Consider the following 20,210-nt stretch of genomic DNA (forward strand, 5'->3'; position numbering starts at 1 on the left):
TCAGATCAGGCTACCCAGTTGGAAAATCGGCAGGTACATCGCCACCACCAGCCCACCGACCAGCACTCCCAGCACCAGCACGATGGCCGGTTCCAGCAGACTGGCCAGCTGGTCCAGGGCCTGGCTGACCTGGTCCTCATAATGGATCGCAGCCTTGTCCAGCATCTGGTCCAAGGTACCGCTGGCCTCGCCGATTGCCGTCATTTGCACCAGCAGGGGCGGGAACAAGTGCTCCTCAGCCATCGCCTGATTGAGGGCCCGACCGTTCGCCAGTGCCTGACGCAAACGCATCACCGCCTGCTCGTGAAGCTCACTCCCACACCCCCTGGCCACCGTGCCCAGCGCGTCCAGCAACGGCACCCCAGCCGCATAACTGGTCGCCAGGCTGCGGGCGAACCGCGCCAGCGCAGCCTGCCCCAACAACGCTCCGAACACCGGCATGCTTAGCAGTTGCTGCGCGCACCACAGGCGCGCCGGTGCATGCTGGCGATACAGCTGGCGCCCACCGACGCCCAGCAGTACCCCCGCCAGCGCCACCCAGGGCGCCACCTGCCCGAACCCCGCCGACAGGTCTATCACCCACTGGGTGAGGGCTGGCAATGCCGTACCCATGCCGACGAACATCGATTCGAACTGCGGAATCACTTCCAGCAACAAGATGGTCGAAACCCCCAACCCCGTGAGCAACAGCAGGATGGGATAGGCCATCGCCTTTCGCACCTTCTTCTCAAGCGTGCGCCGCTGCTCCAGCATGCACGCCAACTGTTCGAGCTGCCGATCCAGCGTCCCCGACTGCTCACCCACCCGTACCAGGTTGCAGTACAGCCCATCGAACCAGCGAGGATGGCGTTGCAAGGCATCCGCCAATCCCAACCCCGCGCCCAGATCTTTTTTCAACGCTAGCAATACCGCCGCCTGCCCCTCAGAGCAGCCGCTACGGCTCATCACTTCGAACGCCTGCAACAACGGCACACCCGCTCGCAGCAAGGTCGCCAGCTGCCGACTGAAACCCGCCGTGTCCGGCCTGACCTGCCAACGCGGCCAGGTCAGTGCCAGCCCACCCGCTGGCCGCACCCGCGCCACCGTGATGCCTTGGCGAATCAGCGCAGCCTGTACATAGGCCGGGCTGCGCCCCGTGGTCTGGCCGCTGACGGGGGCGCCGCTGGCGTCCGTGCCCTGCCAGGTATAGAGATGCGTAGATGACGTCATGCACATGTCCTTTTTCGTCCCTGTGACAAGCCTGGAAACAGCTTGCCCCATCCATGGAAAGGCGCGCCTTTCCGATGGTCACTAGAGTAGTGCAGCGAAGGCAAAGCCCAAGCGGGTAGGGGTGACAAAAGGTGTCTGTTCAGGCCTACTGCGCCGCTGCCGGTCGAGGCAAGCCTGACCTCACTGAGTCTGCGTATCGAAAAGGAAATTGTTCATGAAAGGGCAACGCGGCATCACCCTGATCGAACTGATGATCGTCGTCGCGATCATCGGCATTCTGGCGACCATCGCCTTACCGATGTACACCAACCATCAAGCCCGCTCCAAGGCCGCCGCCGGCCTGCTGGAGATCAGCGCCCTGAAAACAGCGATGGACCTGCGCTTGAACGAAGGCCGCGACGTCACCGACGTCGCCAGCCTCGGCGGCCAGCCCAGCACCGCCCATTGCGCGATCACCGCCACCGGCAAGGCCAGCGACGCCAGTGGCCGCATCGTCTGCACCCTGGTCGACGCCCCCGCGACCGTGCTGGGCAAGGCCCTGACCCTGACCCGCTCAGCCACCGGTTGGGCCTGCACCACCGACATCGAAACCGACCTCGCCCCCAACGGCTGCGCCACGCCGTAAGGATGACGCAATAAACGAATGGAAACAGAGGTTTGCGTAACGGGTGCAGCAGTGGTACGTTGCGCTACACGCCGGTGTAGCTCAGTCGGTAGAGCAGCGCACTCGTAACGCGAAGGTCGCAGGTTCGATTCCTGTCTCCGGCACCACATCCAGCTCCACTGCATTCCGCTGAATGCTTTGGAAGCCCTCTAAACCGGCCTTCTGGCCGGTTTTTCGTTTCCACGACCCTCCGTCGGGAACCAACTAAGTCCCCAATAACCGGGGGTATTTTTGGGGTACAGCGTCTTTCCTGAATGGAGAACGTACCCCTATGCCACGCCTAGCCACTCCGCTCAGCGACCTCAAATGCCGCACGGCCAAACCGCGTGATCGTGCTTACAAACTGTTCGACGGCCGGGGTATGTACCTGTACGCCGCGCCCAGTAGCTCGAAGACTTGGCGGCTGCGGTATTTCAAATCCAGCGGCAAGGAAGGCACGCTGATCGCTGTAAGAAGCCAGCCCGGCGAAAACTGGACGCTCACGTCCAACAACCGTTCGTCTGTTTCCGCACCAGCATCACTTGGCCTATAGCGATGTCTCGCTAGCTGGCATCAATAGGAGCCCGCCTTGTGCGGGTTTTTTTGTTGTGCGTAGTTCCAAAATCGCCAGGTCGTGCCTAGTACTAAATCCGCGTTACTTGTAGGAATCGTCTCGTTAGCTGCTCGGGCCGCATTTGCCCCCTTCTTAGCTGTTAGGTTCTCTCGATCCTACAATTCGCAAGGGACTCTAAATGCGCGTCAGTCTGGATGGGCTTGGCCAAGCAGTAGATGGTGATATGACCACCACAGGTGCGATTTGCATCGCCACCGGGGAAGATTACCTCGACGGGGGGCGAATGGTCCTCAGGCTGGGGGATCCCACCACACCTTGTCCACTGTGCGGGCTGGAAGGAAAGGTCGTCGAAGGGGTATGGCACTTCATCTCGGATGGCCAGCCAGTCGCGATGGATGGTGCGTTAGTTGATTGCGGTTGCCCAGAAGGTAGCAACCGGGTGGTGGCGCCTTTAGGGGAGATGCCCTCGCCGCGGCTACCGGTTGCCGTCCGCACTAGCGTCAAGCCCGCTGGCCCTGGGAGCTCTAGCGCTTTAGCAGGGGCCTCGCCCGCCATGGTTGGCGGGTTGCCTGGGCAAATGCAGCCGGGATTCTATGTGGTGCCCCGGAGCATGTCGTTCCCGCAGATTCTGTTGGAGCTGGCTAGACATGATTCGACCTTGCCCATTTCGTACCTTCAACGCCTGAACCCGACTTTCGAGCAGGGGTTCAAGGCAGGGGAAATCTTCGTCATCGGCGATCCGGATAACGGTTATGCCTGCACCCAGGAGGAGGGCCAACTCATGGCAGCCGCTGAGCACGCGCGACGTTCCTTGGCTGTACTCGATTTTGCCGAGTCAGATTTCATGATGGAGTATCAGGCTGAAATTGCCGGACTGCTTAGTGACGCCAGTCTCGCCATGGGGGTGGGCAAGGACATGATGGATCACGGCCTCCGGCAGCTTCGCAGCACACTTGGCAATATCGAGCGTTTGCATCAGCAAGAATTTCTGCGCCATGGCCATCTGAATAGCCCATCGTTTTTCGCCGAGCGACGACTGTTATTGGAGCAGCTAAATGGTCAGCTGAAGGCGACTTTTCTTAATAAACATCTGAATCTAGGGGCTTACGAGAAGCTGAAGAAAAGCTTGAATATTTCCACCAAGAGCCTTGTGCATCATTGGTCGAAAGCCGGTGGGCCAGGGCATATTCCTGGGTACGCCACATACTTGGACAAAGTGGCAAAACTTAGTAAGTACCTCAGGTATGGCGGGTATGTCGGAATTGGCTTAGGTGGGACATCGTCCTATCTGAAAGTCCAGGAGGCCTGCCGTGCAGGGGAAACAGAAGCCTGCAAAAAAATTCGTTTGTCTGAGGCAGGAGTTTTCACTGGGGGTTTAGCGGGAGGAATCCTGGGTGGATACATTGCTGGGATCACTGCGCTCGCTGTATGTGGGGTGTTCTCTGCGGGTACCGCAGGTCTCGGGGCACCGATCTGTGGCATTGCGCTGGTCGGGAGCGGATCTTTTGCTGGGAGCACCGCCGGTGCGCAGGGCGGTGAGCACATGGGCGAGCTGATCTACGAATCACATTATGACTGAGTTCGAGAATTGGCCCGTGTGGCTGAAGTGGATAATGCTGGCGTGTCCGTTCGTGATCGGGTTGGCCGGTTGTGCAATCAGTGCATTCATCGCGTGTACAAGAAATTTCACTGTTGCAATCTCGGCTATCCAAAGTCATCCCGGCCTGGAACAGATGAAACTGTTTTTGGGCACGCGGTGCTTTCGCGCTCGGTGGCTGCTGATAACGTTTCTTTGTGGAATACTCATTTGGCCTGGCATACACATGCGCAGGGGGCATCTGGACATTGAAGAATTCGAAAACTTTCCTGCAAAAATTAAGTTGGCTCTACAAATATCCTCGTGGCTGACGGCCTTCGGCTTCGCTTGGATGTGGGTGACCTACGCATTCACCAAGGCATGAACGTTGATGCCACGGCGATCGTCGCTCTCACTGGACCCTTCGCAATTTCAGATTCGATTCCACTGTAGGCCATAAATAGCTGACTTGTTGATAGATACCCTGATGAGGTCCGTCTATAAATCCACCAAATGCCAGTTCCGTGAAAGCCGGCCCTGATTCATCTGCACCCGCGCTTTGCAAAGAAGCGCCAGCGGTTCCGCATAGCTTCGATCCAAAGCGGTCATCGGCAAGACCATCGGTTTACTCAATTTTCGAAGACAGCCGTGACCTTGAGAAGACCCGCTACGGGGCGACCGGTCCCACCACGTCGCCCGCTGTGCGGCTAAAACCGGTTCTCCAGTGCTCACTCGATATGGAGGAATCGCACAGTGGCGGTGTGGGACATAAATAATGTCCTGTTTTGACAAGAGCCTGTCTTACCTGAAGGGTTGATCACGCCCTCCACCATGAATAATTCACATAACGGCTCGCTTCGCGCCACAGGCCAGTCGTTGCGGTTTCGCGAGTAAGCAGCCTCGTCTTACAACTCCAATGCTGCGGCGCCCCTTGCACCGGCAATCCGGTAGCACTCCTATAAAACGCAAGCGCATTACACCCAGAGGCTGGCAGTTGCTGCCAATGTTCCGAGAGCACCTGCGTTGGTTTCCTGGCCGCGTGCTACAGAAGTCGTTGAGATTTCGCAGGAAGCACCGGGCGTTCGCTCAGTCTGGCTCCGAGATCCCCTGCCCGTGCTTGGCTCGCTGGATAGCTTTGTAGCTGGGCAGTATGTGGCTGTTCATCCCCTGACAGGGGATGCAACATGGCGCCGCTACACCGTTTCAGGCATTGAGGGTGATCGATTACGGATCACGGTGAAACAGGGGAGTGGTGCCGGCTCCCAGGCTATACATGCTTTAGAAGTAGGGCAGCATCTACATCTGACAGGCCCCTCAGGCTCAGATACCTTACAGCGGGAATAGGTGTAACCCCGACGATCACCAAGCTGAAAGCGCTCGCGGACGCGAACTACCCGCATCCTGTACGTGTTGTGCACACCGTGAGAAACAGCGATGACCTGGCCCTGTGGAATGAGGTCAGTACGCTGGTGGGGCGGTTGAGCAAAGGTACTGTCGCTTTGCATGTGACTCAGGGGAAGAATGAAATAGAATGCGCGATCCAACGCCGGCCGGACATCACCGCGTTGGTCACCGATGCTGCCAACACTGGGGCTGCAATCCATGTGTGCGGGCCTGAAGGTTTTCAAAGCCAGATACAGAACAGTGTGATTCAAGGCAGACGCTGTCGATCGGCTGCACATGGACACCTTCGCAACCCCCGATACGCCGGTTGAGATGCGCAAAATTCCTGAATGCGGTCCATTCACCGTCACTTTTAGCAGAACAGGCCTCTCGGCAGTCTGGCATCCTTCGGACGGCTTCCTCCTCAGCTTCGCAGAAGCCAAAGGGCTCGTACTACCGGCCCATTGCCGTGCCGGGTTATGTCAAACCTGCGGGTGCGCGGTGTTGGAAGGGAAAATTCAGAGTCTCTCTGACTCCCTAATAGTCAATGACTGCTATGCCTACTTATGCGCAGCCATACCTGGAAGTGACATCCTATTGGGCTGTTGAAGGCTAAAACTGTCGGATCGATTCGGTAGGTTGAACAAGGGCCTGGATTTCGTATTTCTGTGCGGATTCTGGGTTGGTTGAACGGCTAAGTCTTTTCGAATTTCACGTAGGCGCGCACCCCTGGATAGGCTGGTTGAGGAATCACACTGCCTGGGTCGATATCTCCCAATCCAGAGAAAAAGCTTGAGATGGGCTTTGGCGGATGTGTGGCAGATTGCGGCGCCTTCCATCCTCAAGCATTCAACCCAGGTGCCGGCTCACACAGCTTAGGGTTGGGCCGCACTTTCAAGGGGCAGTTCAGTCCGGTCGACCACGGCAGATTTGATCAAATCAACCACTTCCAGCACCTCTGTTACCAACGGCCCGGCATCAGACAAAAATGCCATGCTGCTGGCAACATTGTCCTGATACAGGCAGGAGTACCATTGGAACGCGTTCCAATTCCTCCACGTCAACGATGGGAGTGAAATGCCTTGCGCGGATAATTCACCCCCGCTCGTCAGCTTCCCGCCCCTGATCAGCACCACGCCGTAATGCAGCGCCTCGGACGCAACCTCAACTCTAAGCAGCACGCCATCGACGCCAATGTCGAAAAACTCCCCCACGTGCTTCAATCTCGAAGCCTTGGGATAGAACCATTTGCGGCAATGCTTCTCGCTGCAGTCATGCCCAGAAAAGCCAGGCGGCGCTGACGCCGGTTTGCACTGGGCCGACAACCCATCTCGCACTGCATTGAAGAAATTAAATAATACCGTTCCCTTCGCATGGGGCAGTGCCTGGGCAATGGCTTCGGCAGCCTGCAAGTTGTCGCCGGCAATAAGCAGTTCGATCAGTGCATTTCGTGTGGTATGCGTCATAGTTTGCCCGGTGATTTTCTGGACCAGATGCTTGTACTGGATCAGTGCGTGCTGAAGCGTCGGCGTTGCGGTCGAGATGCTGATGCACTGCTCAAGCCAGCCGAGGATATGCTCCTGGTAGGACAGCTGGCGGTAGCTCACGCCGCAATGACTGTTTGCGTGCGCTTGCGTGCCTTTCTTCGTCAGGTACCACAACTGCCACGGTTTTCGGGAGATCTTGCCAATCTCGTCATAGCGCTTGAGTTGCTGGTTACCGTCGGGAGCGTCGATCTTGTTTTCTATCAGGATGAGGTGGTCCCGCAAGTGGATAACCACGTCGACACGACCGTACCCTGCAAAAAACTGCTCCTTGCTCACCTTGGCGTCGCTGATGCTGCCTTCGTATTCGAAACCCATTGTCGCCAGGAAGCGTTCGAGAAAGCATTCACCTTGGCCGTGGCGGCCCTTGGGGTTCAAGAGCTCTGCAATCATCGCAGAATGGGTATTGACCTCGGCCCGCTCGATTCGGGTGATGGAGAAGATATTGAAAAGCTCACCGCTTGCTGCGAGCTTGGCTTCTGTCTCCCTCACCAGGCTGCCTGCCTGATTCAACAACAGTTGCGCGTTGTCCATGCTCATTATTTGTCCAGAATCAGATTCAGTATTGTCCCGTGGTTCGGGGTCGAGTGAGAGGTAAACGGCGTTCTGTAGCGATCAGGTATTTACACATCACCCGGCAAATCGGGTCTTGCTAGCGCAATGCACTTTTCAACCCCCGCCTAAGCAGGCCTCACCGTGCCAATCACGTAAAAGTCCAATCTCGCCCCAACACCACCTCACAAAACGCCCCCTCAAGCGTCGCATTGTGATGCGCCACAATCTGCTCAGCCCGCATCTGCGCGGTATCCGTACAACTATGCCCATCCGCAACCAGCACCGCCTCGAACCCAAGATCCCGAGCGGCCCTGCAGGTGCTATCCACACAGTACTGGGTCTTCATCCCGGTAATCACCACCCCGGTCGCCCCTAGCGCCCGCAAATCGTCAGCCAGGCCTGTCCGCGTAAACGCATTGGGCCGGTGCTTCTCGAACACCACCTCGCCACCCGCAAGCCGCAGCTCCGGCGCAAGTTGCGTCAATGCACTGTCCGGCGCAATCGGCGAGTCAGCGGGCCCTACATGGCGGGCGAGAAAGATCGGCGCACCAGCACTGCGCGCCTTGTCCATCAGTTCATTGATGTTTTCCAACAGGGCTTCGCAACGCCATGGCGTTTCCTGGCCATGCACCAAGCCAACTTGAACATCCAGAATCATTAGTGCGTACATTCGTGCGTTTCCTTGCATGAGGCCAGCGAAGCAAGGGCACAAAAAAGGCCCTGTCCATCACTGGCGGGCCTTTGAAGTCTGTTCGCTATGTGCTCACGACACCTCGCACGCTCCACCAGAGGCGGTCGTGGTGGTGGTTGTCGGGGTCGAGCGGTAGGTGATCATTGCCCGACACTAGCAATACTGAACTGTGCTTACAAGCGTAGTGCTGCCACGCACCTTATCTTTCCATGGCTCCTAATTTAGCGATCTGGATCTAAAGCTTACTCAGCACCATGAATCAGCGTTTCAATCTGGCCAGATGCCATAATCTCTTGCGAGTAATTCTCAACACCGTTAGCATCGCCGCTTCTTCTGTGCCCGGCATACGCCAATGTCTGACGAGCAGCAAGCCCGCAGCCTGTCGCTGCTCTATCAGCGCCACCGCAACGAGTTGCTGGCGTTCCTCACCCGCAAGGTGCGTTGCCGTGAAACCGCTCGCGACCTCACGCAGGACACGTTTGTACGTCTGCTACACAGTGAACACGGCCATGTAGGCAATTTACGGGCCTTTCTATACCGTATCGCTACCAACCTGAGTATCGACCATGCTCGCCGCACCCAAGTACGCGGCGTCAACGACGAGCAGGCGTTGGAGCAGTTGCTGACGGATGCCACGCCTGAGCGCAGCGCGGTCGCAGGCAATACACTGGCCCACTTGGAGCGCCTGATTGATGGCCTGCCGTCGCCAACACGGGAGGTCTTTCTGCTGGCTCGTGTCGAGCAATTGGGGTACAAGCAAATTGCCCGGCGGCTGGGGCTCAATGAGCGGGCAGTTGAACGGCACCTCAATAAAGCCCTCCAGCAGTGCGCAGCGGCCGCCCTGGACGCGCGTATGCAGATCGAATCGTCATGACTGGCTCCCAAAAACACGATGCCACCACCCAGCAGCAGGCGCTGGACTGGTTTACTCGTCTGCGCGCTGCAGACGTCACGGTCCAGGAGCGCGCCACCTTCGAAACATGGCTTCAACTACCGCGGAACGCGCATGCCTACGCCCAGGTGGAGCACATGTGGCAGTGCCTTGAGCTGCCAGCACGGCGCGTACGCAAGGCACGGCGAACCGTAATGGCAAAGGGGTTGCGCCTGGGCGCAGCGGCCTGCCTGTTGCTCGCACTGGGTACGCTCATCCTGGCACGGCCCGGGCTGGTGAATCTTGGCGCTGACATTGCCACCGCCACAGGTGAGCGACGCGAAATCCAGCTTGGCGACGGCTCCCGTCTCATGCTCGACAGCGCCAGCGACGTGGATGTGGATATGGCTGGGGCTACACGCAGCGTCCGCTTGCGCCATGGGCGCATGTTCGCCGATGTAGTCCACGATGGCCGACCCTTCGTGGTTCATGTGGGTAAAGCCAGGATCCAGGTGCTGGGAACACGGTTCTCCGTCAGCCGCGCGGGAGACGAAGATGAGGTGATATTGCTGAGCGGCCACGTACAGGTGTCCACGCCGACCCAGCAGCGACACCTGACGCCCGGTCAGCGCGTGACGCTGCGCGGGGCTGAGGTCACTGGCCCGGAGACGGTAGACGCCGAACGTCTGCTGGCCTGGCGCACTGGGCAACTCAGGGTTCGTGATGTGTCGTTGCAACAGGTTCTGCAGCAACTGGCGGCCTACCAGGGGAAACAGCTTGTGCTGGTGAACGAAAAAGCTGGGCAGCGTCGGGTGAGCGGAAGCTTCAACCTGGATGAGCCTGGCACGGCACTCGATGCCTTGATCGCCAGCCAGCATCTGCAGATCAGTGAGCTATTGGGCCACTGGTTGATTATTCGATAGGTTCCCTCGTGCGGGGAATGCGAGGCGTGCTGCGTCACACCCATACATAAGAAAAATTTGCATTCGCATTTCTTGGGGAAGACACATGCACCGCTTACGCACAATGCTGTTCAAACGCAGTACGCTGGCCACGGCGCTCCTGGCGCCAAGCCTGTTGCCATCGATGTTCTCGCTGCCCGTACAAGCGCAGGAGCACCCAATGGAACGGGCCCAGGTGCAGCAGCATACTTTCGATATTCCTGCCCAGCAGCTGGCTGACGCCCTAGACGCGTTCAGCGCGCAGAGTGGCTATCAAGTGATCTACACCGCCGAGCAGGTAAACGGCCAAACATCGGCTGGCGTGCGGGGCAGTTTCGGTGTTCGTGAAGCCCTGAACGTGTTGCTGAGCAGCAGCAAAGCGCAGGTCAGCCAGCCCAATGGCAACAGCTTTGTGATCACTGTGCCGATGCAGGTCGGTGGTAGCATACAGCTCGATACGCTTAGCATCTCTGGCAAGGCGCCTGGCTCGACTACAGAGGGGTCGGGGTTGTACACCACCTATTCTTCGAGTAGCTCCACACGCCTGAACCTCACCCCGAAGCAGACGCCGCAGTCGCTGACGGTGATGACGCGCCAACGGCTCGATGACCAGAAGCTCACCACGCTCAACGAGGTGTTGGAGCAGACCCCAGGCATCACTGCCTCGCACACCAGCATCGGGGCTGAAAACAACACCTACTGGTCACGCGGATTCCAGATCAACAACTTCGAGATCGATGGCGTACCGACGTCGTCGCGCATCGACAATTCGACGCACTACACGGCCATGTACGACCGGGTCGAGATCGTGCGCGGCGCCACAGGGCTGATCAGTGGCTCCGGTACCCCCTCGGCGACCATCAACCTCATTCGCAAGCGGCCTACTTTCGAGCCTCAGACCAGCGTCCGCGCCGAGGCTGGCAGTTGGGACCGTTACGGTGTCGGCCTTGATGTTTCCGGGCCATTGACCGAGTCGGGTAATGTGCGCGGCCGCCTGGTACTGGACTACAAAGACCAGAAGTACTGGGTTGACCGCATGTCGTCTGACGCCGCGCTGATATATGGCATCGCCGAAGTTGACCTGGCGCCTTCGACCCTGCTCACGCTGGGGTTCAGTCATGCCAATACGCATACCAACTCACCGCTTCGTGCGGGCTTTCCCGCTTATTTCAGCAACGGCAACAAGACTGACTTCCCTCGCTCGACGAACAGCTCGCCCGACTGGGCGTATTACGATCGCAAAGTGACCAACCTGTTCGGCTCGGTAGAACATACCTTCGATAACGGCTGGAGCGCCAAGATGGAGCTCAGCCATACGCAGAATACCTTCGACCAGCTCACCAACTACCTTAACGGCGCGATCGATCAGCAGACCGGAGAGGGCGCCTACCTCTACCCCAATCGCTGGACCGGCACACCTCGACAAGACACCGTGGACGCCTATGTCACTGGGCCGTTCAGCCTGCTGGGGCGCGAGCATGAACTGATCGTGGGCACGACGCTGTCGCGTTATCGAGAGCACACCCCCGAGCGTGGCGGCTGGTACGGGCCGTGGACTGGCTACGACGGTACCCTGGGCAGTTTCTTCACCTGGGACGGCAGCGGGCCTCGTCCCGACACCACCCCGGTGGGCAAAAGCCTGATCGACGAAGACCAATACGCCGCCTACCTCACCACGCGTCTGCACGTAACGGACAATACCCATATCATTCTGGGTAGCCGCGTCACCGACTGGAAACGGTCCAACGACAGAGTCGACGAAGACGGCCTCAGGACCAGTGACAGCCAGAATCGGCATGGCGTGTTCCTGCCATATGCAGGGCTGGTTTATGACCTGAACGATACCTGGTCCCTGTACGGCAGTTACACCAAGATTTTTAACCCTCAGCAGTACGGCATGAAAGGCGATAACGACAAGGCGCTAGACCCTCAGGAAGGGGTTGGCTACGAGGTGGGGATCAAAGGTAGCTTCAACGACGATCGGCTCAACGCCAGCCTGGCGTTGTTCAAGATCGAGCAGGACAACCTGGCGGTCTATGTGCGCGATCCGGATATCTATCGGCTCGAGCAGGGCACCACGACCAAGGGCGTCGAGTTGGCGCTTGATGGCGAGCTTGCTGATGGTTGGCAAGTCATGGCCGGCTATGCCTATAGCATCAGTACCAACCAGGACGATCAGCGCATCGTCACCAACATTCCCCGCCACAGTCTCAAGACATTCACCACCTATCGCCTCCCTGGGGCCCTGGACCACGTGGCGGTAGGGGGGGGCATCAATTGGCAGAGTAAATACGGTCAGGACTTGCGCACCTTCACTCAAGGCAGTTTTGCCGTAGTCAACCTCATGGCTCGGTACGATGTAAGCAAGGACCTTAGCCTCAAGCTGAACCTCAACAACGTCTTCGACCGGTCCTACTATGGATATGCCGACAGCTGGGTGGTGTATGGCGAGCCACGTAATTTCGTGACCAGTGTTGAATACCGTTTTTGATCAGCGCTCAGCGGGCTGCGCGCAATTGGCACGCAGCTTCGAGACTTCTTTACAACCCCGGCCTCCTGTACAAAATGGCGGGTTGAAAAGGAGTCCCCATGAAACGCGTCATGATCGTTGGTCAGCCGGGCGCCGGCAAGAGCACGCTGGCTCGCCAGCTGGGCGAGCGAACCGGCTTGCCGGTCGTGCATATCGATACCATTCACTGGCTACCCGGCTGGGTCGAACGCAGCCGGGACGAAAAGACCCGCCTGTGCCATGAAGTGGAGGCGCGCGAACGGTGGATTTTCGAGGGCGGGCATTCGGCGACCTGGGACAACCGTCTTGCCAGGGCCGAAATGCTTATCTGGATTGACCGTTCCCTGACGGTCCGATTGTGGCGTGTGCTGGTCAGGACCCTGACCCAGTTGGGCCGCACACGCCCGGACCTGCCAGGCGACTGCCCCGAATCGCTGCGCAATTTGCCTGGCTTCATCCGGTTCATCTGGTCCACGCGGCATTCTTCACAGGACAAGATCAAGCACCTGATGGCGACGGCGCCTTCGGGGTGCCGGGTCGTGCACCTGCGCTCCAACCGGCAGACGCGTCAGTTTCTGGCGTCGATCGATTCGCAGCCCTGAGGTATGTGACGCTTGTCGGCCACGGCGTTAGCGGCGTTTGGCCTGGTCCAGCAGCAGGGGTGCATCCTGGTCACCGAACATCCCTTCGACGCACGCCTTGAACTGGCCGAGCGTGAAGGGCTTGGGCAGCAAGCGCGAATGAGGCTGCTGCTCGGCAAGGCTGGCCGGCGCCTCGATCAACCCTGAAATGAACAGCACCCGCACTGCCGGCACAAGCGCCCGCACCCCTTGGGCGATGTTGTCTCCCGTCAGGCCGCCGGGCAGGACCAGGTCGGTCACCACAAGCTTCAGGTCTTGGGACTGTTCGATCAGGTGCAGCGCGTCGGCAGGATGGGTGACTTCGATCACCTCGAAACCGAGCTCCTGCAACGCTTCGCCGACCAGCTCCCGGATCGCGCCCTCGTCCTCGATCACCAGTGCACTGCCGCGGTTGTCGGTACGGGCTGCCAGGGTGGCGTGCGTGATTGCTGTGACGCTGGACGGGGCCGGCTCAAGGTGGACGGGCAACAGCAGACTGACCGTGGTGCCGCTGCCCATGACCGATTCGATCACTGCCGTGCCGCCCGCCTGGCGAGCGAAGTCCCTGACCATCGAAAGCCCCAGACCCGTGCCCGACCCCAGCGGCTTGGTGGTGAAGAACGGTTCGAAGGCCCGCTCGGCAATGCTGGCCGGCATCCCCAGGCCTGTATCGGTGACGCTTACCTGAATGTATTCGCCAGCGCGTAGCCCAAGCTGCTCCAACTCAGCCAGGCTGCGGGTGACTTTGCTGATCCGCACCTGCAAACGGCCTCCTTGGGGCATGGCGTCACGTGCGTTGATGCACAGATTGAGCAGCGCATTTTCCAGCTGATGGGCGTCGCAGTAGCACAAGGCTGGCGCCGGATATGGGCTGAGCTGAAATTCGATCTTGGGTGTAAGGGTTCTGGCCAGCAGCTCTTTCATGTCGTCCACCAGCAGCACCACATCGACCGTGGTGCTGGCCAGTGGTTGCCGCCTGGCGAAGGTCAGCAGGCGGTGGGTGAGGGTGCTGGCCTTGCGAGTGGCAGTTCTGGCCAACGCCAGGTAACGGCCCAGTTCGTCATGCCGGCCTTGCGCCAGGCGTTGCTCGATCATGTCCTGTGTGCCGGTGATCACGGTCAGCAGGTTGTTGAAGTCATGGGCCAGGCCGCCGGTGAGTTGCCCGAGCGCTTCCATCTTCTGGCTTTGCTGCAATTGCTGGCTGACCTGCTCGAACGCCTGCTGCCGCTCGCGGTACTGGGTGACGTCACGTGCCACGGCGAAGTAACGGCCCTCGAACCCGGCAATACGCCAGTTGAGCAGCAAGGGTTGGCCATCGCTGCGCACGCTCTGGGTGTCGAGCTCGACGATAGGCTTGTGGTTGAGCTCGCGCAACGCGTTCGCCAATTGTGCGGGAGAGATGAAACTGTAGAACGTCCCAGTCTTGAGCTGTTCTTCAGTGAAGCCCGTCTCTACCTGCCACGCCGGGTTCACCGACAGCACCTGGCCGTTTTCGGACAACGTGCAGATCAGGTCGGGGGACACCTTCCACAGGCTGTCGCGCTCCCCCGTTCGGTGTTGCACTTGCTGCTCGAGCGTATCGTTGAGCCGTTCCACGGCGCTCAGGTTACGCCTGAGCGAAGCACACACCACCGCCATGGCGAAGGTCACCACGCCAAAACTCAGGCTGTTGGCCCACGTGGCCCAGTCAGCATCGAAACCCAGCGGCCCGATGAAAAAATACTGGGCGATCAGCACCGCCATGATGCAGGCCAGCAGGGAGGGACCTGCGCCGAACCAGAACCCGATCAGCATCAGCCCAGGAATGAAAAACAGGTAGGGGAGCGCGACAGGCGACATCTGCGCGCGCGCCAGGGAGCACGCAGCGATGATCAACGCGGCGCCCACGTAGCGGCTGGCCGTGCTCGGTTCGGCACGTCGCAGGCGTTGCAGGATGGCGGTAATCCTTTCTTTGAACCAGGCCAAGGCTGACTCCGTAACAGGCTGAGCATCATCTGAGCGATCTGCCGTGCCAAGCGCGGCTGACAGCCTTTTAGGCTAGCTGACCGCAGGCGTCCAATAGATTTTTTGGCCGACCGCCGGTGGGGGTGCTCAATTGTCGAGAGAAACCGATCACAGCTAAGCTGGCAATGTGCCTTCTGGGCTAGAATTTGCTGTTACCGCGACCGGAGCTTTCATGGACAACTTGACGACCCTTCGAGACGAGCGCTTGCGCCTGGTTGAAGTGGACCGCCTTACATCGGACCTGGCAAATGGAGAGGATCCGGTGCTCAATGGCGTCGTCAACATGCTCTGTGCGCACTTCGACGTCCCCACCGCGCTGGTCAGCATCGTCGACCGCGATTACCAGGTATTCAAAGCCAAGATCGGCATGGCCGACGACCGCACGCCGCGCGAAATGTCCATCTGCGCCCACGGCCTGCGCCAGGAAACGGTGCTCGAGATCTGCGACACGCTGCAGGACCCGCGCACGGTGGATAATCCGCTTGTGCAATCGGCCCCCCACATTCGCTACTACGCTGGCGCACCGCTGATCGTTCGGCCAGGCATCAGCCTGGGTGGGCTGTGCATCATCGACCATGCCTCGCGCGAAGCCTTGTCGGAGCGCGACCGTAAACTGCTGACCAACGCCGCCAAAGTGGTGGTGGCTCGTCTGCAATCGATCCACCGGCAGAACTTCTACGATCCGATGACCGGGCTGCCCAATCGGCGGCGGTTCGAGACGGACTTCAAGGAAGGTGCCGTGACGGCCGGTCAGGTGGCTGTTTTCATCGAGCCGGTGTCGGCCGCGGGTATGGACCGACTGTTCAAGGCGCTGGGTATCGAGTTTTTCACCGATTTCATGCTGGCAGTCAAAGAAGTGCTGCTCACAACACTTCCGCCCGGCTGCCGCCTTTATCGGGCCAGTACCCTGGGCTTCATGACGGTCATTGAGGCGTGCGATACCAGCTTTCTCGCTGGTTGGCTTCAGACGCTGGTGGCTTCGCTCGGTGGGCCACTGCGCAGCGGTCACGTGCCGGTCACGCCGGATGTCGGCATCAGCGTCCTGACACTGGGCGTGGACGCCAGCGCCTCGCCAGACATCCTGCGCCTGATGGCCAGCATGACCGACACCGCTCGCAAGAGCGAGCAGCGCTGGTTGGCGTACGACCCGGTGGTGGACGCGAAACTGCGTCGTAACACCGCCATACTCAATGCCTTGGAAGCCGCACTGCTGGCACCTGACCAGTTGAGCCTGGCCTACCAGCCCAGGATCGACCTTGGCAGCAACCGCTGCGTGGCGGTCGAGGCGCTCTTGCGCTGGACGCATCCGCAGCTGGGCGTGATCAGCCCGGCCGAGTTTATTCCGCTGGCGGAAACCACCGCGTCCATCCGCGGCATTACTCGCTGGGTGGTGGAACAGGTGTGCCGTCAAATTGCCCAGTGGCAGGCTAGCGACCTGATGTTGCAGGTCTCGTTGAACATCTCGGCCCTCGATCTGGGTGATGGTCAGCTGTACGAAGATGTCACGCGAGCGCTAGCCCGACACCAGGTGCACCCGAGCTTGGTGGAGCTCGAGTTCACCGAAAGCGCCCTGGTAGCCGACTTCGATGCCGTGCAGGAGCAGCTCCAGCGCTTCCGCGCCCTGGGCATTTCGATCGGCATCGACGATTTTGGCAGCGGCTACAGCAACTGGATCTACCTGCGCAAAATCCCCGCCACCAGCGTGAAGCTCGACCGTTCCCTGCTGGCCGAACTGCAGCCTGGCGGCAATGACTGGCACATCGTGCGCGGGCTGGTCAGCCTGCTGCGCGACCTGCGCCTGACGGTGGTGGCCGAGGGTGTGGAGACGGACCTGCACCATCATGTGCTACGGGGGTGGGGCTGTGATCAAGGGCAAGGCTATTATTACGCAAGGCCCCTCCCCGCAGATGACCTGGCTGCATGGTTGCGTCAGCCGCGGCAAGCCTGACGTTAGGTGAAGCAGCACTCGGTGTGCGCTGCCTGTCAGCGCCTGTTCAATCCCAACAGTTGTCATCCGCAATGACGAGGATCGCCATGTTCAACAAAGCGCTTAGGGATGAGGTCGAGGCACTCAAACGGGAGCTGCATGGGCTCAGGGCTGCGCAACAGAGCAGGTCCACAGAGATGCTTGAAATCACCGTGGACCGCGACCTGCTGATCACGGCCGTCAACCCGCGGTTTTCCAGCTTCGTGGGGATCGACGCTTCAAAGCTTGTCGGCACATCGATGGGCGCGCTCACGCCTGACTATGTGAAGGACTTGCCGTGCTACAAGGATTTCCAGACCGCGATGAGCCAGGGCACTGGGGTGAGCGACGACTACCGCTACATCGCGGCCGATGGGCGTCTGGTCTGGATGCGCGCGGCGTGGTGCCCGGTCAAGGCCCCCAGCGGTGAGGTGACCCACATGACGGCCTACGGCACCGAGGTCACCGCCGCCATCGACAAGGCCCGTGAAAACGACGAGCTGATCAAGGCGCTTTCACGGTCCACGGCGGTGATCGAGTTCGCACTGGACGGCACCATACTCACCGCCAACCAGAACTTCCTCAATACGGTGAACTACACGCTCCCGGAAATCGTCGGCAAGCATCACAGCATCTTCTGCGATCCGGCCTACACCCGGTCGGCGGATTATCAGCGACTGTGGGCCAGCCTCAACGACGGTCGCTTCGTCGCCGAGCGCTTTTTGCGGTTCGACAAGGGCGGCCGCGAGCTGTGGCTCGAAGCCTCCTACAATCCGGTGCGCGACACCCGCGGGCGGCTGTACAAGGTCGTGAAGTTCGCGGTGGATATCACCGCTCAGGTCGAAAGCGAGAAGCAGGTCAGCTCGGCAGCGGACGTTGCCTATGAGATCTCCATGAAGACCGACAGCTCCGCCCAGCGCGGCGCGGAGGCGGTCAGGGACACGGTGGAGACCATGAACCGCATCGTCGAGCAGGTCTCGAACGTGTCCACGGGTGTCGAGGCGCTGGGGCATCAGTCGCACCTGATCACGTCCATTGTGTCGACCATCGGCGGCATCGCCCAACAGACCAACTTGTTGGCCCTGAACGCGGCCATCGAAGCTGCGCGCGCCGGTGACCAAGGGCGGGGCTTTGCCGTGGTGGCGGACGAGGTTCGCAAGTTGGCCGGGCGAACCAGTGCCGCGACCCAGGAAATCGTCGAGGTGGTACAGAAGAACAACGCGCTGGTGGAGGAGGCGGTACACAGCATGGGCGAGAGCAGGAAACAGGCTGAATTGGGCCTGAGCCTGGCTCAGCAGGCGGGTACCGTGATCACGGAAATCCAGTCAGGTGCGCAGGAAGTGGTCACCGCCGTGGGCCAGTTCTCTTCGAAACTGGTGGCGGAGGCGGGGCGTTAGTCCGATCCGGCAGCACGGCTGCCGATGAACGCAGCGCCTGCCCCTGGCCAAGGGCAGGCGCTAGGCACCGTCAGCGCTGATAGGCCCTGCCGTAATGCCGCTCAAGGCGCGCCTGTACCAGCTCCAGCGCGATCGACAACACCCAGTAGATCACGGCAGCGGTGGTCAGCATTTCCAGGTAGCGGTAGCTCGACCGTCCGTAGGACTGGGCCAGGAACATGATCTCCCACACCCCCATCACCGAGATCAACGACGAATCCTTGAGCATGGAGATGAACTGGTTGGCGGTTGGCGGGATGATCACCCGCATGGCCTGCGGCAGAACGATGTGGCAGAAAATCTGCGGCGGGCGCATGCCCAGCGCCAGCGCAGCTTCGCGTTGGCCTCGGGCAACACCCAGGATGCCCGCGCGGAAGATTTCACTGAGGTAAGCGCCGTAGTTCAGCGACAGGGCGATGATACCGGCGCTGATCGCGCCGGGCACCAGGCCTATCTGGGGCAAGCCCAGGTAGATGAGCAGAATCTGGATCAGCAGCGGTGTACCGCGGAAAAACGACGTGTAGAAACTGGCAACACCCACCAGCACCGCGCTGCCGGACAAGCGTGCCAGCGCAGCGGCAAAGCCCAGCGCCACCGACACCACCATCGAGCATATGCACAAGAACAGCGTCAGCGCTGCGCCCTGCAGAAAACCATTGGGCCCCAGTTTGAAACCGGCCAAGTTGGGAAACTTCTCCAGGATGATCGAGAACTTGAGGTCGAAGCTCAGGAAGAACCCGACGAACAGGGCGAACATCACCAGCCAGGTGAGCATCAACCGTGTGCGAAAACCCAGCAGGCGTGTGCCCGTGGTACTGGTCACGGGCTTGGGGGAGGGCGGAAACGTGCTCATTTGCTGATATCGGCGCCGATCCACTTCTGCGACAGCTTGCTCAGGGTGCCGTCTGCCTTGAGCTCGGCGAACACCTGGCGAACCTTCGCATCCCACTCTGGGTCGCCCTTCTCGATGGCGACCGAGTTGGGTTCTTCATACAACGGCGCACCGGCGAGCTTGAAACGTTTGTCCTGGTCCAGGCGCGGCTTGGCCGTGACCAGGTTGGTCAGGATTGCATCCAGGCGCACGCCCGCGCCCAGCCCTAGGTCCTGGAACGCCACATTGTCGGTGTCATACGGGGCGATCTGCACGAAGTCGAAGGGGTAGTCGAGGGTTCGGCCCTCGTCACCCTCGATGACCAGATTCTTGTTCAGGTAGCTTTCATAGCTCGACGCGCTGGTCAGGCCGACCTTGCGCCCGTCCAGGTCCTTTGCACCGTGGATGCGGTCATCCTTGGCATTGACCACGATGACAGCCGGGGAGGCGTAGTACTCCACAGGGAAGTCGAACACCTGGGCGCGGGCCTTGCTGGGGGTCATCGAGCAAATGCAGATGTCGTAGCGCCCACTCCAGCGACCGGCGGCGATCACATCCCAGGAAGGCGTCTCCAGGCGCAGCTTCACGCCCAGCTTGTCCGCCACTGCCTTGGCGACATCCACGTCGAAGCCGTCGAGCTGGTTCTGGTCATTGAGAAACGAGAAGGGGGGATAGCTCTCCATCAGTACATTGACCAGTTCCTTGCGTGATTCGACCCGCTCCAGCGTGGCGCCGGCAAAGGCCTGGGTGGCGGTCGCAAGCAACGCAAGGCTTGCACCGAGCAATGTGGAAAAACGCATGTTCATACCTGAAGTGT

17 protein-coding genes, 1 tRNA gene and 3 pseudogenes are annotated in these 20,210 nt (G+C 60.0%); 15 read left to right on the forward strand and 6 right to left on the reverse strand.

Annotated elements, in window-relative coordinates; translation table 11 throughout:
• Entirely contained in the window at nucleotides 1–1,209 is a 1,209-nt protein-coding gene (locus ACK59L_RS12880; RefSeq protein WP_409273994.1) for a type II secretion system F family protein, read from the reverse strand.
• A gap of 214 nt (nucleotides 1,210–1,423) precedes the next feature.
• Between ACK59L_RS12880 and ACK59L_RS12885 the strand changes: the two genes are divergently transcribed.
• The 8 genes and pseudogenes from ACK59L_RS12885 to ACK59L_RS12920 all read left to right on the forward strand — a co-directional run bounded on the left by ACK59L_RS12885 (nucleotide 1,424) and on the right by ACK59L_RS12920 (nucleotide 5,994).
• Nucleotides 1,424–1,834 (forward strand): pilin, encoded by a 411-nt coding sequence (locus ACK59L_RS12885; protein WP_409273996.1) that lies wholly within the window; start codon nucleotides 1,424–1,426, stop codon nucleotides 1,832–1,834.
• 70 nt (nucleotides 1,835–1,904) lie between these two features.
• Nucleotides 1,905–1,980, forward strand: a tRNA-Thr gene (locus tag ACK59L_RS12890).
• Between the two features lie 164 nt (nucleotides 1,981–2,144).
• A pseudogene (locus tag ACK59L_RS12895) lies at nucleotides 2,145–2,318 on the forward strand (integrase arm-type DNA-binding domain-containing protein); the annotation flags it as partial.
• Nucleotides 2,319–2,604: 286 nt separating this feature from the next.
• Nucleotides 2,605–4,005 carry a PAAR domain-containing protein gene (locus ACK59L_RS12900; protein WP_409273998.1) on the forward strand — a complete coding sequence of 467 codons (1,401 nt, stop codon included), beginning with the start codon at nucleotides 2,605–2,607 and terminating at the stop codon, nucleotides 4,003–4,005.
• On the forward strand, nucleotides 3,998–4,387 hold the full coding sequence (locus ACK59L_RS12905) for a hypothetical protein (RefSeq protein WP_373336884.1): 390 nt from the start codon (nucleotides 3,998–4,000) through the stop codon (nucleotides 4,385–4,387). Before ACK59L_RS12900 ends, ACK59L_RS12905 begins: the two co-directional genes overlap by 8 nt.
• 728 nt (nucleotides 4,388–5,115) lie before the next feature.
• Complete coding sequence (locus ACK59L_RS12910) at nucleotides 5,116–5,346, forward strand: FAD-binding oxidoreductase (protein ID WP_409274000.1); 231 nt, start codon at nucleotides 5,116–5,118, stop codon at nucleotides 5,344–5,346.
• Nucleotides 5,343–5,717: a hypothetical protein gene (locus tag ACK59L_RS12915; RefSeq protein WP_409274020.1), complete on the forward strand. Its 375-nt coding sequence runs from the start codon at nucleotides 5,343–5,345 to the stop codon at nucleotides 5,715–5,717. Before ACK59L_RS12910 ends, ACK59L_RS12915 begins: the two co-directional genes overlap by 4 nt.
• A 1-nt stretch (nucleotide 5,718) precedes the next feature.
• On the forward strand, nucleotides 5,719–5,994 hold the full coding sequence (locus tag ACK59L_RS12920) for a 2Fe-2S iron-sulfur cluster-binding protein (RefSeq protein ID WP_409274022.1): 276 nt from the start codon (nucleotides 5,719–5,721) through the stop codon (nucleotides 5,992–5,994).
• A gap of 266 nt (nucleotides 5,995–6,260) precedes the next feature.
• Here ACK59L_RS12920 and ACK59L_RS12925 read toward each other — a convergent pair whose 3' ends face one another.
• Together ACK59L_RS12925 and ACK59L_RS12930 are read right to left on the reverse strand one after the other, a co-directional pair.
• Nucleotides 6,261–7,469 (reverse strand): PD-(D/E)XK nuclease family protein, encoded by a 1,209-nt coding sequence (locus tag ACK59L_RS12925; protein ID WP_409274002.1) that lies wholly within the window; start codon nucleotides 7,467–7,469, stop codon nucleotides 6,261–6,263.
• A 163-nt stretch (nucleotides 7,470–7,632) separates the two neighbouring features.
• Nucleotides 7,633–8,154, reverse strand: coding sequence for a cysteine hydrolase family protein (locus ACK59L_RS12930; RefSeq protein ID WP_409274004.1), 522 nt, complete (start codon nucleotides 8,152–8,154; stop codon nucleotides 7,633–7,635).
• Nucleotides 8,155–8,527: 373 nt separating this feature from the next.
• Between ACK59L_RS12930 and ACK59L_RS12935 the strand changes: the two genes are divergently transcribed.
• From ACK59L_RS12935 to ACK59L_RS12950, 4 genes are all read left to right on the forward strand, one after another.
• A complete protein-coding gene (locus ACK59L_RS12935; protein WP_409274006.1) occupies nucleotides 8,528–9,049 on the forward strand; it encodes an RNA polymerase sigma factor in 522 nt (173 codons plus the stop codon).
• Complete coding sequence (locus ACK59L_RS12940) at nucleotides 9,046–9,969, forward strand: FecR family protein (protein WP_409274008.1); 924 nt, start codon at nucleotides 9,046–9,048, stop codon at nucleotides 9,967–9,969. Before ACK59L_RS12935 ends, ACK59L_RS12940 begins: the two co-directional genes overlap by 4 nt.
• 85 nt (nucleotides 9,970–10,054) lie before the next feature.
• Complete coding sequence (locus ACK59L_RS12945) at nucleotides 10,055–12,478, forward strand: TonB-dependent siderophore receptor (protein WP_409274010.1); 2,424 nt, start codon at nucleotides 10,055–10,057, stop codon at nucleotides 12,476–12,478.
• 98 nt (nucleotides 12,479–12,576) lie between these two features.
• Nucleotides 12,577–13,098: an AAA family ATPase gene (locus ACK59L_RS12950; RefSeq protein WP_409274012.1), complete on the forward strand. Its 522-nt coding sequence runs from the start codon at nucleotides 12,577–12,579 to the stop codon at nucleotides 13,096–13,098.
• Nucleotides 13,099–13,125: 27 nt separating this feature from the next.
• On the opposite strand, the gene ACK59L_RS12955 is transcribed toward ACK59L_RS12950, so the two are convergent.
• Nucleotides 13,126–15,081, reverse strand: a complete 1,956-nt coding sequence (locus ACK59L_RS12955) for an ATP-binding protein (protein ID WP_409274014.1) — start codon at nucleotides 15,079–15,081, stop codon at nucleotides 13,126–13,128.
• A gap of 211 nt (nucleotides 15,082–15,292) precedes the next feature.
• Here ACK59L_RS12955 and ACK59L_RS12960 point away from each other — a divergent pair, with 211 nt between their 5' ends.
• From ACK59L_RS12960 to ACK59L_RS12970, 3 genes and pseudogenes are all read left to right on the forward strand, one after another.
• Nucleotides 15,293–17,068 carry an EAL domain-containing protein gene (locus ACK59L_RS12960; RefSeq protein ID WP_409274016.1) on the forward strand — a complete coding sequence of 592 codons (1,776 nt, stop codon included), beginning with the start codon at nucleotides 15,293–15,295 and terminating at the stop codon, nucleotides 17,066–17,068.
• Nucleotides 17,069–17,244: 176 nt separating this feature from the next.
• A pseudogene (locus ACK59L_RS12965) lies at nucleotides 17,245–17,931 on the forward strand (PAS domain-containing protein); the annotation flags it as partial.
• 102 nt (nucleotides 17,932–18,033) lie between these two features.
• Nucleotides 18,034–18,483: pseudogene (locus ACK59L_RS12970) on the forward strand (methyl-accepting chemotaxis protein); the annotation flags it as partial.
• 70 nt (nucleotides 18,484–18,553) lie between these two features.
• Here ACK59L_RS12970 and ACK59L_RS12975 read toward each other — a convergent pair.
• Nucleotides 18,554–19,375 carry an amino acid ABC transporter permease gene (locus ACK59L_RS12975; protein WP_409274018.1) on the reverse strand — a complete coding sequence of 274 codons (822 nt, stop codon included), beginning with the start codon at nucleotides 19,373–19,375 and terminating at the stop codon, nucleotides 18,554–18,556.
• A complete protein-coding gene (locus tag ACK59L_RS12980) occupies nucleotides 19,372–20,193 on the reverse strand; it encodes an ABC transporter substrate-binding protein (RefSeq protein ID WP_100852257.1) in 822 nt (273 codons plus the stop codon). Before ACK59L_RS12980 ends, ACK59L_RS12975 begins: the two co-directional genes overlap by 4 nt.
• Between the last annotated feature and the right edge of the window lie 17 nt (nucleotides 20,194–20,210).

This window comes from Pseudomonas sp. KCJK9111 (genome assembly GCF_046231935.1).
GTDB classification, from domain to species: domain Bacteria; phylum Pseudomonadota; class Gammaproteobacteria; order Pseudomonadales; family Pseudomonadaceae; genus Aquipseudomonas; species Aquipseudomonas parafulva_B.